Below are 14,253 nucleotides of genomic sequence, written 5' to 3'. Positions count from 1 at the left end.
GCGGCCAGGGCGACTTTGGATTTGAATGATGCGCTGTATTGCTTGCGTTTCTTGCTCATGATTCTCCTCCTTGTGGAGATGATGAATCAGAGCTCAGGCACCTGTCCAAATTTCGGGGTCCACTTCAATAGCCATTGCGCCGCGCAGCAGGTCGCCATCTAGCCACCATGTTCCCGCGATAGCTGCCAGCAGATAGGTGGTAGAAAACACTAAAGAAATGATCAGACCATTAAGCTGCCTATCACTTGGCATGAAACGCTTGCTGTTCATCTTTTGATGATCACTATTCGAATGGCAGCACCAAGGCTATGTAGTTTGCATGGTTTCAAACTTACCATCACCCCTTGACTCGCCCCTAAACCAACCCAACATCACTAAATAGCCTTACATTACCTCATGAGAAATATATTTCATTTTACTTATACGAGCATTTCAATGATCACATCTAAAACCTTCGTCAGTCCACAGGATAAGCAGCAATAGGGTCAATCACCCTATCACCACCATCATTCCTGACAACCAAGTCTCTTTCCTTTAAATTCACATAAACATAGTATGTCGTAATTTCTGGAAGCTCCCTATAAAAATATAGCTGTGTGCCTTTCGGCAATGAACCTTTATCATCAGGCGTAATCTGCAGCCTAACAGGGCGCCTCAACTCATACACCAGCGAACTTGGCACTTTACATTCAGCAAACCAGTAGCCAGCACAAAAGGAAATAGCGCTCAACATAGCACACCATAAAATCGCACTCTTAATCATTTCTTTAGGTTCATGTACTCAAAAAATTCGCTAGCCTATAATTCGATTACCGCTCAACCCCTCAGCAACCCAGAACATAACCAGTTGAAACTATGCACATTACGCTACCGGCTCCATTCCATGCCAAACGAAATTAGTTGACACAGTTATATGCTCGAATGCATGACCAAATCCATAAGCCTATATAAAGAGGGCCAGGAAGAGCTCAAGCGACTACGGATTTAAAAAAATATGTCAAAATCCAGTATTCGCCGATCCTAACCAAAAAGCAAAAGGACTTTGCTTCCGAATCTTTCTCTATTTTTAGAAAGTGTACTGGCCCTTCAACCAAGGGATGAAAAGCTCCCTCCGTCAAAAGGCTCGATTCAAGGCCATAATACTCATTTATATCTTCAGAAAAACTTCTCTCCAAATAGGAAATCGCCGTAGAGTCTTTTGATTCTTTTAGTGGGCTTTGCCCATCAAAAATCATGTGGTTAATTTTTGACATCAAGTCTCTATATTTTATTTCTCGCTTTTCATCAATCTTTTCCCCATAAAGTATCGACTCTTTATCGCCAACCTTTTCAGCAATAAATGCATTCAAATCCTTAGGCGTTTTCTCATACCGAACACCAAAAGCAAAGGCTGGCCCCGCTATTCTTTGAAGAGCTTTCAAATAGCCCTGCAACTCATCTATATATGATCCAAATGCCATATCTGCCCCATCCCCAACATTTGCTTTACTATTGGCAAGCACTCAACGCTTGCTCAAGCTTTCGCAAAGCATCTTTCAGGCGTTGAATTCTTTGACGATGCCCTGCATCGCCACCACAATGCTCTGCAGCATTTTGTTCCCTTCCCCGAATACGGTTCTGCAGAGCCACTATAGCTTCTTGTATCGCAGCACATGATGCTCCTGCTGGGTTATCAGCCAAATCTAAAGCATCGCCTTCATCAACGGGATCGTAGCCACCATAAGGATCAGCGTAGAAGTCATCATCGTCACCCCACATTGACATTACATCTTCGATGATGCTTCCTACGGCGGCTCCTGCAGCAAGCCCCCAGGCTGCGCCACTAGAGGCTCCAGCATAGCCGCCACCCACAGTTCCTACTCCCGGAGCAACGACAGTTCCTCCCGCTCCACCAGCAAGACCACCGAGTGCTCCTCCGATAACGCCCCCAATGGCACCACCGACAGCCGCACCTCTTGCTGCTAAACCAGAAGGATCAGAGAAAACTAGCGGATTCTGTCCAACGTACCCGTAGGTGTTCACCCCTCCATTCAGCCCAATCGGGTCATTCTGAATATACCTTCCAAGTACCGAGTCATAATTCCGATAGAAGTTATAATTAAGGCCAGTTTCTTCGTCTCGATATTGCCCAGGGAAACGCAGGCTAAATTTGAGATCGCGACCATCTCTGTCGACATCCATGTCTGGCAAGCTATCCCCAAACGGACGTGGTTCCCATTGCCATACAAGCTCACCAGACTGATCCGTTATGGCTACAGGCGCATCAATCTGGTTTGAACTGACGTAGTAGAGCTCACCGTCTTCAAGCAGACCAACTGGCTTGCTTCCTGCCCAGACGAACTCCTGGCGAGCATTCCCCTGATCGTCGTATTCCCCCATCAGGTTTGCACTGTCATAGACGAAGCGAGTCTTGGCCTCTCTTTCAATCTGTTGACCAAACCGACAATGCAGGAACCGCTCAAGGAACCAGTTATGGGTGAGATGGGTGGCCATGCAGGAAATGTCCCGATGGTTCACCTTGCCATCCTGATTAAGGTCGGCTCGGACCGGTGACTCTCTGTGATGAATGATCTCCAGCAGTGTCAACAAATCCGCAACGGATTTACGGCCATCCTGGTTGAGGTCTGCGCTAATCTGATAGGTTTCCTGGCTTCGCTTGAACGCCCGCGCGCCCATGGCGTTGTATCCGTACTCTGCCGTATCGCCGCCGTCGACGCTGACCAATCGGTTTCTGGCGTCATACTGGTAGGTATGTTCGCCATCGTTCACCGTGTTTCCGCGGCCATCATAGCTGTAGGCGATGCCGCCGACGGTTTTGAGAACGTTGCTTTCCGGCGAGTAAGTCAGTTCATTCTCGGCGCCGTCGACGGTTTCCCAGGTGCGATTGCCATTGGCGTCGTAGTCGTACCCCAGGCTGAAGTCACTTGACAGCGCCACCTTCAACCGGTTTTCGGCATCGTATTCGAAGTGTTGCTCGTCGTTGCCGAGAATCGAAACGATGTTGCCGAGCGCGTCGTATTCGAAGTTACGGGACTCATTCGTTGCTGTTTTCAGGTTACTAATCCGACCATTGTTGTCGAATGCCCTGTTCATGGAGAGACCGTTGCCCCAGGCCCAGCCACTAATCGGTCCGAACGGAGCATACTCCACGCCACCCAACAATGTTTGGCCATTGACGGACACGCTCTCCAGTCGGTCGCGGTCGTAGTGGTATTCAGCAACAGCGCCAGAGGGATAAGTCAGACGGGAAAGTTTCCCGGATGGTGTGTACTGATAGCTCATCGATAGTTCGACGCCATCAGTGGAAACATGCCGCCGGGCTGCAACCCTGCCCGCCTGGTCATAGGTAAAATAGGTTGTCCCCGATGAATCCCTAATCGAGGCAACACGACCAATGCCGTTAACCGCCGTGTCGTAGATGTATTCGACAGACTGTCCATCTTCATAGACGACCTGCGATATACGGTTTAGGGCGTCGTATTCGTAAGTGGTCGTGAGACCGTCGCCATCTGTCTTTGAGACCAGGTTCCCAGCATCGTCGTAGCTATAGGCTGTCTCGCCGCTATCAGGACTTTGACGCTCGATCAGCAATCCGGTGTACGCATCATATTGATACGTCGTCGATGCCGAATTCGGAGCTGTAACACTTTGCAGCTGATTGTCGTGCGCATACCCGTAACGGGTGATGCCATCGGCGGCATTCGTCTCGGATTCCAAACGCCCGCTAGAGTCGAAACTTCTGTTCAGAGTTTTCTGATCCGGACGCAATGTCTGTGTCAGCCGACCTTGAATGTCCCGGGTAAACGCAGTGACGTTGCCCTCACCGTCCGTCGCGCCTGAACGAAGGCCATTCGCAAAATAGCCAAACTGATTCTGGTGGCCAGACGGATTGACCACCTTGACCAGGTTCCTGACGGCATCGTGCGCATACGTTGTCACCTGGCCATAGCGATCCGTGTAGGAATGACGATCCAGGCGATCCCACTCAACCGACTCTGACGTTCCGTCGGGATAGGTCACCTTTGTGAGGCGATCCAGTCCGTCATACTGGTAGCTCAATGTGTAATTATTCGCGTCTGTATATGACTGAACGCGACCGACATTGTCATGGGAGTATTTGGCGACAACGACATTGTTCGGATCGGTGACGCTGAGCAGATAGCCTTCACTATCGTATGAAAACACCGTTTTCTGGCCGAGCGCATTGGTTACAGACGTCAGTTGCCCGGCTTCATTGTAGGTGTACTGAGTCTTATTGGAGTTGGCATCGGTGTAGGAAAGAGGTTGATGCTGCTCATTATAGGTATAGCTGGCCAGCGTGATGTAACCGTTGCTGCTTTTCCGCTTAACACGGAGCAAATCAATCTGATTTTCGGCGTACTCGTAGGTGAGTTCCCGCCCCTCAGGATCAACCTGACGTGTCAGGTTTCCATAGTCGTTGTAGGATTTCTGGGTTAGCTGTGTGGAACCATCCGGAAGCACACGAGCAATCTTGGATGGCTTATCGAAAGTCCCTTCTGCGCCTTCCCAATTTTGTCCGGGGTAATTAAACCAAACCCGGCTTTCAAGCGGTTCCTTGATGCTCTCCTGAACCCCTATTGTCATTGACGTGTTGGTGCGCTTATGGAACCAATGACGAATCCTGGCCTTGGAGTAATCCCCTGGCGCCCGCTCCATCGCTTCCTTGTCCCAGTAGAACGTGTTCCGGCTGTTTATATACCGGTTGAAAGCACTGATCCCGGAAGGGACTTTTGATTCGCTAAAGGGAATACCGCTGGCAGAATGCCGATATTCAACCCGTTCCTTGTGACCTTCAGGGTCGGTAACCACCAGCCAACGGCGCGTACCACTCTGGCCCGAACTGAAACGGGTTTCCCCGTACGGCGTCACCATCTTTTCTATAAACGTACCGTCATAGACGAAACTGGACGTCATCCCAACGGCATCAGTAATGCTGGCCAGGCGACCGCTATCGTCATACTCAAATGCGGTGGAGCGTCCAAAAGGATCTGTGACACCCGAGATCAGTAAAGGATTCTCAGGCTCCTTGTATTGAAGCTCGCTGCTCCTGCCAATTGCATCCGTGATCTTTGTGAGGCGTTGCTGCTCGTCATATTCGAGCTGAACGGCATTGCCGTGGGCATCAATGACCTGAGTGAGAAAGATTCTTCGTGGATAGTAGGTGCTGTCGTCCGAGTGCCCATAGACATAAACGCGACCATCAGGCATGCGACGCTCATAGGTCACCGGCGATGCCGAGGTCATGACAAGCCGGGCACCGGTACGCTGCTCACTGGCAAAAGCCCCGGAACCGGAACTGTAACCGGAGTAATCCCGACTGCCACCACCCGGCAAATAGGCGCGAACACGACGGCCTGCGCTTTGGGGATCGTCCTGAACATAAGACAGCCAGTTAAACGTCCACTTTGGCCCCAGGTTGCTGAACGTATACGTCGCTGGTTGGTTGGCCGCGCGTTGAATATAGGAGAGAGACATCCCGATTTGGGGGCCGACGGGCGGCGAATAACTCAGCGGCGTATCGATTATGTTCAAGCTCACGAGCATTGAGTGAACGCGATAACGCGGCATGCCTTTGCTATCGGAACATGGGTCGTCACACTCCGTCACGTCATCCGTTGTCAACTGGTCGGGCTGGCTGCTTGAAGTATTGCCTGCCCCCATAACCTGGGCTGCGGTTTGGGCAGGAACCGTTTTCCATTCACTTGAATTATCTTCAACCAGGAAATAGCCGCTTGATTCTGCTTCCAAAGCCGCTTTCTTCATCCATCGAAGCTTATTGAAGGCAGGGTCAAAGACTTGATACCGGCCCTTTTTATCATCCAAGACCGTGGCGAAGTGACCCACTCGCAGGTGCATAACAGAGGGCACTGGGATCGCTGCTGCAGGATCACGGTGAACCGCGCGTGTTTTGGTACCTTGGGTTTGGGCAATCGACTGGAGCTGGGCCAGTGACGTGCCACTTGGTCCAGCATCGAACTGGTCCAACGTGGGGGAGAAAAGATCGCGCCCGCCCTGTTTCGCCAAAAACGTATCAAGCGCAACGATACCGCAACGCAAAACCGCTTCAGGCACATTGTCCATTTCCCACAGCCCGGAACGGGCCTGGGCAACCAACTCAGTAATAGAGGCTGATGCCGGTGATTGATCAACTCGCTTTAAAAGCTCAGCGACCTTTTCCCGATGCCCGAATTTCGTATGCAGCGCAAGCAGCTCGCCAAGGGCACGCTCTGCAATCACCTGTTCACTTCGACGATCCGCAGACTCACCAGCGCGAACGGCGCCCTCTAGCAACTCTATGGCATCCGAGTAGTAGCCCGCCTGCTCCTTGGCAATACCCATGTTGAACATCAAGGACGCTTTCCAAGGACTATCCGGCGACAACGCAAGATAAGACCTCAGTGATTTGATGTCGGCAGGATCGCCGCCTTTTCGATAACGCTCAACAGCCTGATTCAGCAGTTGGCGCTGAGCAGGGCTTGGTTTATCGAATGCCACCAGCGGCTCGTAGAAGACACCAAACCTTGACGATTCCGGCGCATCGGCTTGGTCTACGGTATTGCCGTAGGTCGACAGGGGAAGAGCGATGAGCAACCCCAAGAGGGAAGAGCGAAGTATCCACTTCATGATTCAGAGTCCTTTCTGCATTCAATACACGATTTACGAATTTTGCGACTACAACGGGAAATAGGTTTCGGGGTCTACCTTCCTGACCGGCGTCAAAGGCTTCCCGGTTTCTGGATCAAGGCCGATGCCATCCTTGACTCGGTAGACGCCGGGAGCGTATCGATTCGGGCAATCTTTATCATCGGCGCGGCAGAGAACGGCAATACAACCAAACAAATCCCAGTACAGGCGAGCCGTCTTACTCTTGAATGTGGCCGACATGGGTTCGTCAAAAAGGTGGGATGTATAGCGCGCAAAATCACCGGGATAAATTTCGCTTGTCTCAAATTCCTCTCGAGACATTAACAGCGTCAACTCAGTTGTCTCGCCGTCATTTGGCACAGCAATGGACATGACCTGTACAAGCTTAACGAAAGCTGATTCATCATCGGGGAGTGTCGGCCAATAGCCATGCGATTTCGCCCACCGAAAAACCTTAATCGCCTCTTTATCACTGGCTACTGCGGCCACTTCACCAACAACAAGATTTGGATAGGTGCCATGAGCAAACAAATTGCAGTGATTTTCATCGCAGTCAAATGAATCTGCCGAAGCCGCAGAAGCCCCCAGAGTCAGTAATACAAAGAGAACTTTGGCAAAGGCATTCTTAAACAGATTATTCACATTCATTCCCTGAAATATCGATGTGCAAATCCTGAGCACTGTATTCCCGAGAGACCTGAAAGCTCATATCACGGAACTTTTCAGACTCTACGGCGCAAAGCGGCAAAACGATAAGGAAGCTGACAATAACCTTTCCTGATTGCCAGATTCAGTAGAAGAGTTGGTCAATCCTTGTACCCTTCACTGCCTTAATGTACAGAATTTAATCTTTTTATCAGCGAAGGACATAGCAAGCAAGGCAAGCTTACAATTCTTAACGAAATAGCCACCTATCCCCGGAACTTTCGAAAACCGGTACTTTCGACCTGTTGCTCTACAACCAAAAAGGCCGGCAGGTTTCCCCGCCGGCCTTTTTGTTCATACTGCCCTTCAGGCCTGAGCCGCCCGCACCTCCGGACTCGCCTCACCCTCTTCATCCAGCGCATGCTCGGCATCCAGGACCAGCGCCAATTCTTCCTCCGCCGTCTTGGCCACCAGGTGGTTCTTGCCGTAGACGAAGAAGTACACGGCACCGATCACGAACAGCACGATGGTGTAGTTGAAGGCGCGCGGATCGAACGCGTAGACACCGGTCATGGCCACCAGGGACAGCGCCAGCGCAATGCCGGAGGTGAACATGCCGCCCGGTGTCTTGTAGGGGCGTTCCAGATCCGGCTTATGCAGGCGCAGCAGGATGTGGCTGCCCGCCATGAGCGCGTAGGAGATGGTGGCCCCCACCACGGCCATGCCCAGGATCAGGTCGCCTTCCCCGGTCAACGACACCAGGAAGCCGAACAGACCCGGCACAATCAGCGCCCAGACCGGCGCCTTGCGTTTGCTGGTCAGCGACAGGGCCTTGGGCAGGTAGCCGGCCCGGGACAGGGCAAACACCAGTCGGCTGTAGCCGAAAATGATCGAGAAGAAGGACGCGATCAGACCCGCCAGGCCCAGCACGTTGATCACCGTCGCCAGTGTGCCCTGCCCGGTCGCCTTCAGCGCATCCACCAGCGGCACGCCACTCGCGCCGATCATCTCGGCCCCGGACGCCCCGGCCAGCAGGAAGACCACCAGAACCGCCGTGAACAGTAGGAAAATCATGGCGCCAATGATGCCGCGGGGCATGTCGCGGGTCGGATCCTTGGACTCCTCGGCCGCCAGCGGAACACCTTCCACGGCAAGGAACAACCACATGGCGAACGGCAGCGCCGCCCAGACCCCGTACCAGCCAAACGGCAGCACATCGCTGGCGCCCGCAGCGGCCGACGGCGCAATGTCGAACAGGTTGGCGGCATCGAAGTCACCCACCAGCGCGACGGCCGTGGCGAGAATGGCAAACACCGCCAGGCCGCTGATCACCATCATCACCTTGAGGGCCTCGCCCACACCGGCCAGGTGAATGCCCACGAACACCGCATAGAACAGCGCGTAGACCCAGGGCCCGTTGACGCCGAGCAGTTCTTCCACCGCGGCGCCGATAAAGATCACGATGGCGGCGGGCGCCAGCGCGTACTCGATCAACACGGCCAGGCCGGTCAGGTAGCCACCGGTCGCGCCCATGGCGTGGCGGGCAAAACTGTAGCCGCCGCCGGCCGCGGGAATGGCCGCAGACATCTCCGCCAGTGACAGCACCAGCGCAAAGTACATCACTGCCATCAGCACCATGGCGATGGCAAAGCCGCCCCAGCCCGCCTCGCCAATACCGAAGTTCCAGCCGGCGAAGTCGCCGGAAATCACATAGGACACGCCCAGGCCCGCCAGCAGGATCCAGCCGGCCGAGCCCTTCTTGAGCTGGCGCTTGGCCAGGTAATCGTCATCTACATGGGGTGTTGTCATGATCATTCTCCGAGAAGCGTTAATTTTTTAGTTCGTGAGGAAGTTCTTGTTATCAGAGGACGCATCGACCACCGCCGCCTCTTCGGTCCGATCCTTCAGACCGACCCCGGACAGCTTGAGGCGGAACGCCTCGCGCACGAGGTAGAGGAGGCGCTGACTGGCGGACTCAAATCGCAGCCCCGCCGGACGCACGTTGGAAATGCAGTTACGGTCGGCGTCGTTGAGGCCGGGCCGCGGATTCCAGGTGAGGTACACGCCGAGACTGTCCGGCGAACTGAGCCCCGGGCGCTCCCCGATCAGGACCGCCACCGCCCGGGCATTCAGGGCTCCGCCGATCTCATCCCCGATGGCCACGCGGCCCTGCTCCACGACGGTGATGGGGGCCAGCTTGAGATCCACCGGTTCCCGCTCCAGATCCGCCAGGAACGCGCGGATGAACGGCACGGCGTTGTTCTGCACCGCGGAGGACGACAGGCCATCGACCACCACCAGCGCCAGATCAAAGGCTTCACCGGCATCGTCTGCCGCAGCCGCCACCTCGTTGCGGGAGGCCTCGGACAGCTTTCGCCCCAGATCCGGCCGCTGCAGGTAGGTGAACCGGTCCTCCGACTGGCTGTGCAGACGCATCGGCAGCCCGGTGAGGTGCTTGTCTTCCAGCGCGGTGAGTTCGGCCAGCAGCGGTTCCACGTCCAGGGGGAAATGCACCGCGTCCCGGGCCCGCGCGTGGGCCAACTGGAACTCGAGCATCTCGGACGTGGGCAGGCTGATGCCGGCGCGGCCTAGGCCGATGCGGGCGTCGGTGTACTGGCGCAGCACGCGCCAGGGGTTATCGATCACGGGCGGCTTGGGTTGATCGCTCATGCGGCACCTCCACCGGTCAGGCCCTTGAGACTGGGTCCGAACAGGCCGGGCACGCCGGCGCTGGGTTCGTGGCGGCGTACGTCGTCGAACACGCCCATTGTCTCCAGCCAGGCCTCGAATTCAGGTGCCGGACGCAGGTCCAGGGCCCGGCGCGCGTAGAGCGCGTCGTGGAAGGAGGTGGTCTGGTAGTTGAGCATGATGTCGTCCGACCCCGGGATGCCCATGATGAACGTGCAACCGGCCACGCCCAGCAGGGTCAGCAGGTTGTCCATGTCGTTCTGGTCGGCTTCGGCGTGGTTGGTGTAGCAGATGTCACAGCCCATGGGCACGCCCATCAGCTTGCCGCAGAAATGGTCTTCCAGCCCGGCGCGGATGATTTCCTTGCCGTCGAACAGGTACTCGGGGCCAATGAACCCCACCACCGTGTTCACCAGCAGCGGATCGAACGCCCGGGCCACGGCGTAGGCGCGAGCCTCGCAGGTTTGCTGGTCCAGACCGTGATGGGCATCGGCGGACAGGGAGCTGCCCTGGCCGGTCTCGAAGTACATGACGTTCTGGCCCACGGTGCCGCGCTTGAGCCCCAGGGCTGCGTCACGGGCCTCCTTCAGCGTGGACAGGCCGAAACCGAAGCTGCGGTTGGTGGCCTCGGTGCCGCCGATGGACTGGAACACCAGGTCCACCGGCGCGCCCTGCTCGATCGCCTCCAGCGTGTTGGTGACGTGGGTCAGCACGCAGGACTGGGTGGGAATCTCATATTTCCGGATGACCTCATCCATCATCCGCATCAGCTTCGTGGCCTGGGCCACATTGTCGGTAGCCGGATTGATGCCGATGACCGCATCGCCGTTGCCGTAGAGCAGACCGTCGAGAATGCTGGCGGCGATCCCGGTCATGTCGTCGGTGGGATGGTTGGGCTGCAGCCGCGTGGACAAGTGGCCCGAGAGGCCGATGGTGTCCCGGAACGCGGTCTCCACCCGGCACTTACGGGCCACGAGGATGAGGTCCTGGTTGCGCATGATCTTGCTGACCGCGGCGACCATCTCCGGCGTCAGGCCGGGGCGGATGCGGGTGAGCATCTCGCTGGAGGCGGCATCCCCCAGCAGCCAGTTGCGGAAGTCGCCCACGGTGAGGTGACTGACCGGTGCGAAGGCGTCGGCGTCATGGGTGTCCAGGATCAGCCGGGTAATCTCGTCGTCTTCATAGGGCACCAATGCCTCGGACAGGAACGTCTTCAGCGGCACCTCCGCCAGGCACATCTGGGCGATGACCCGCTCTTCGGCCGAAGCCGCCATGACGCCCGCCAGACGGTCGCCGGACCGGGCCGGCGTGGCCTTGGCCATCAGGTCGGCCAGGTCCCGGAACTGCCAGGTCCGCGGGCCAAGCGTGTAGGAATAGGTGTGTTGCATAGCGTTGTCCTGTGTGTGAGTTCCCCGAAGATCGCGTGAGCCAGGGGAACAGAACTTGCCTGTTATTTCAGGGTAACGCCGGCTCCGGAGGCGGGTTATCGAAATTTGGCAAAGTTGAAATGGCACTAAAGTGCTATGTCATTAGGCATAAAGGCGCGGTGGCGGAGGGGAGCAATGAAGACCATGCTAGTTGTGTCCCTTAATACAAGTTCGCAGCATTTCAGCGTGCCATACGAAGTCCCTGGCAAGGCGCGGCTCGCCGGGAATGGCCGTAGCCCTTGCCAAGAGTCGCAACACCGCCAGGGGCTTCGTATGGCTCGCCCTTCGGGAGCCTGTATCAGGCACTACGACGGCGTTGCGCCCCTTGGCAATAGAGCCACTATTCCCGGCGGAGCGCGCCTTGCCGTAGAGTCTGATACAGGCTCTGAAATGCTGCGAACTTGTATTAAGGGACACCAGCCAGCGAAGCCCCGGAGGTGATCGTGCACCATAAAACAAAAAAGGTCGCACCGGTTCGGTGCACCGCCATTACCGACGATGCCCATGAACAGGCCGACAACCTGACCAACTGGGACCAGCAATACGACCAGGTCAGCCCCGGCCGTTTCTACGGCCGCATCGACGAGCTGCACCTGGGCGCCATGCAGGTCTACAACGAACACAGCAGCCACGCCCTGCGCCAGCAGTGCCTGGTCTGGCCCGATGCCATCTGGTTCGGTATTCCGAGCAACTGGGAGGATTGCCGGGTCAACGGCCAGAGCCTGGAGGCGACCGACATCCTGTGCCGGCCGGGCAGCACCCAGTTCGAACTGGTGACACCGGCCGCATTCGACATGCTCGGGATCGTGGTGCGGGAGAAGGACCTGATGAGCGCCGCCGCAGCCCAGGGCATCGACATCTCCACCGAGGACGCCCGTCAGGTGGCCCGCCTGCGCCTGCCCGAACAGACGCTGACGAACGTGCGCTACCTGATCCGCCGGATCGTGCAGTCCACTCCGGAGCGCATCGACGGCTGCATTCACCGCGACCTGCTGATGATGGCCCTGCTGGAAACCCTGGAGCGGGAAACCCCGAACGGCGCGGTGCCGCCCAGCTATCTGCACCGCAAGGCGGTGGTGGAGCGCATCAAGGATTACGTCGAGCAGGCCTGCGACCTGCCGGTGACCATGGCGGAATTGTGCGAACTGGCCTGCGTCAGCCGCCGGACCCTGCAATACAGCTTCGAGTCCATCCTCGGTATCAGTCCCTTGCAGTTCCTGCGGGTCACACGCCTGAACCGGGTCAAGCGGATGCTCAGCACCGGCGGTTCCGATTCAGTGTCCGACGCCGCGGGTTACAACGGCTTCTACCATCTCAGTCAGTTCTCGGCGGACTACAAGCAGCTGTTCGGCGAATTGCCGTCGCAGACCCTGGCGAAATCCCCTACCCCTGGTCACAGCACCGACTTGAACCCTTCAAACTGCGGCGGCCCCAGGTAGATGTCCTTCGCCGGTTTGGCGTTGGCGTGCGCCTTGCGGAAGGCCTCGGACTTGGTCCAGTTGATAAAGGCCTCTTCCGATTCCCAGACGCTGTGGGAGGAAAACAGGGTGTGATCCTCGTGGCTCGGCCCCTGCAGCAGATTGAAACTCTTGAAACCGGGCACCTCGTCGAGATGGGTTTCCCGGTTGCGCCAGATTTCGATGAATTCCTCCTCTTTGCCCGGGGCAATCCGGAAGCGGTTCATGGCGATGTACATCAGCACACTCCTCTACCTGGTGGATGCGCGCACTCGAACAAGTGCGACGCCGCGTTCGCTTGGCCGGTCATCGATGACCGGGACGTATGGGAATGGAGGCCAAAAACAGCGAATCGTTCAAAAATCAGGGCAAACTCTCCCGGGAACGGATGATTCCTGTTTGGGTCCTGTGTAATGTCATCAACCCAAGCCACCTCCCCGGAGTGCACCATGCCAGACTTGATCCTGCATCACTATGCCCTCTCCCCATTCTCGGAAAAGATCCGGGCCATGCTGGGCTACGCAGGTTTGAAATGGCAATCCGTCACTGTGCAGGAGATGCCCCCGCGACCGGAACTGGAACCGCTGGCCTCCGGCTACCGCAAGATTCCGGTGGCCCAGATCGGCGCCGATGTGTTCTGCGATACCCGCACCATTACCCGCGAAATCGCCCGCCTGGCCGGCAAGCCGGAGCTGGCGCTGGACAACAATCCGGCCGAGGTTCAGGACTTCGTCCGGGTGGTGGACCTGGAAGTCTTTCTCGCCTGCGTGATCTCTGCCAGTGGTGGCGGCCTGCTGTTCAAGCTGGTGCGCAGCACGTCCATCCTGCACACCTACCGCTTCCTGAAGGACCGTATTGCCATGGGCAAGCAATCCCGGGTGCGGGCGATGAACCCGAAACAGGCCAAGCAGCGGGTGGCGGAGCATGTGGCCGATCTGGAGCACCGGCTGACCCATGACTTCCTGTTTGGCGATACACCGTGCGTAGCCGACTTTTCCGCGTATCACGGGCTCTGGTTCGTGGTTGACCTGGCAGGCAGACCGGTGCTGGACAACGCGCCCCGCGTCAAGGCCTGGATGGATCGTATGCGCGCCTTCGGGCACGGTACCGAGGAGGCAATCAGTGCCGAAACCGCCATCCGCGAAGCCTACAAGAGCCAGGCCCGCGCGCTGCCGGAATCACAGGCAAATGCCGCCATTGGCCAGGCCGTCACCATCACCCCGGACGATTACGGCCGCATTCCGGTCACCGGCACCCTGGTGGCGGACGACGGCCAGGGCTGGATCGTCGCCCACGACCATCCCCGCGTGGGGACGGTGAATATTCACCTGCCCCAGCAGGGCTTTACGCTCGAGACTGCCTGAGACGTC

11 protein-coding genes are annotated in these 14,253 nt (G+C 56.8%); 2 read left to right on the top strand and 9 right to left on the bottom strand.

All coding sequences use genetic code 11. The features are described 5' to 3' along the window. Positions 1-93: 93 nt before the first annotated feature. From EZI54_RS24535 to EZI54_RS20665, 8 genes are all read right to left on the bottom strand, one after another. Complete coding sequence (locus tag EZI54_RS24535; protein WP_165495826.1) at positions 94-270, bottom strand: hypothetical protein; 177 nt, start codon at positions 268-270, stop codon at positions 94-96. Positions 271-457: 187 nt separating this feature from the next. Beyond that, positions 458-763, bottom strand: a complete 306-nt coding sequence (locus EZI54_RS20695; RefSeq protein ID WP_131483800.1) for a hypothetical protein — start codon at positions 761-763, stop codon at positions 458-460. 205 nt (positions 764-968) lie between these two features. Next, positions 969-1,502 (bottom strand): hypothetical protein, encoded by a 534-nt coding sequence (locus tag EZI54_RS20690; RefSeq protein WP_131483799.1) that lies wholly within the window; start codon positions 1,500-1,502, stop codon positions 969-971. After that, a complete protein-coding gene (locus EZI54_RS20685; protein WP_131483798.1) occupies positions 1,489-6,645 on the bottom strand; it encodes an RHS repeat-associated core domain-containing protein in 5,157 nt (1,718 codons plus the stop codon). Before EZI54_RS20685 ends, EZI54_RS20690 begins: the two co-directional genes overlap by 14 nt. A gap of 48 nt (positions 6,646-6,693) precedes the next feature. Further along, a complete protein-coding gene (locus EZI54_RS20680; protein WP_131483797.1) occupies positions 6,694-7,308 on the bottom strand; it encodes a hypothetical protein in 615 nt (204 codons plus the stop codon). A 369-nt stretch (positions 7,309-7,677) separates the two neighbouring features. Further along, entirely contained in the window at positions 7,678-9,120 is a 1,443-nt protein-coding gene (eat, locus tag EZI54_RS20675; RefSeq protein ID WP_131483796.1) for an ethanolamine permease, read from the bottom strand. Positions 9,121-9,147: 27 nt separating this feature from the next. Then, positions 9,148-9,981, bottom strand: coding sequence for an ethanolamine ammonia-lyase subunit EutC (gene eutC / locus EZI54_RS20670; RefSeq protein WP_131483795.1), 834 nt, complete (start codon positions 9,979-9,981; stop codon positions 9,148-9,150). After that, positions 9,978-11,387, bottom strand: coding sequence for an ethanolamine ammonia-lyase subunit EutB (locus tag EZI54_RS20665; protein WP_131483794.1), 1,410 nt, complete (start codon positions 11,385-11,387; stop codon positions 9,978-9,980). The genes eutC and EZI54_RS20665 overlap by 4 nt, the downstream gene beginning before the upstream one ends. 482 nt (positions 11,388-11,869) lie before the next feature. On the opposite strand from EZI54_RS20665, the gene EZI54_RS20660 reads away from it, so the two are divergent. After that, positions 11,870-12,865: a helix-turn-helix domain-containing protein gene (locus tag EZI54_RS20660; protein WP_131483793.1), complete on the top strand. Its 996-nt coding sequence runs from the start codon at positions 11,870-11,872 to the stop codon at positions 12,863-12,865. On the opposite strand, the gene hmuQ is transcribed toward EZI54_RS20660, so the two are convergent. Next, entirely contained in the window at positions 12,820-13,122 is a 303-nt protein-coding gene (gene hmuQ / locus EZI54_RS20655; RefSeq protein ID WP_131483792.1) for a heme-degrading protein HmuQ, read from the bottom strand. The genes EZI54_RS20660 and hmuQ overlap by 46 nt on opposite strands. A gap of 210 nt (positions 13,123-13,332) precedes the next feature. Here hmuQ and EZI54_RS20650 point away from each other — a divergent pair, with 210 nt between their 5' ends. After that, the gene (locus EZI54_RS20650; RefSeq protein WP_131483791.1) at positions 13,333-14,247 is read left to right on the top strand and encodes a glutathione S-transferase family protein; all 915 of its coding nucleotides are present in this window, start codon (positions 13,333-13,335) and stop codon (positions 14,245-14,247) included. Positions 14,248-14,253 lie beyond the last annotated feature (6 nt).

The sequence above is a fragment of the Marinobacter halodurans genome (assembly GCF_004327985.1).
In the GTDB taxonomy this organism is placed as follows: domain Bacteria; phylum Pseudomonadota; class Gammaproteobacteria; order Pseudomonadales; family Oleiphilaceae; genus Marinobacter_A; species Marinobacter_A halodurans.
The sequence above is the reverse complement of the archived record's forward strand: the minus strand, read 5'-3'. Positions and strand labels throughout refer to the sequence as shown.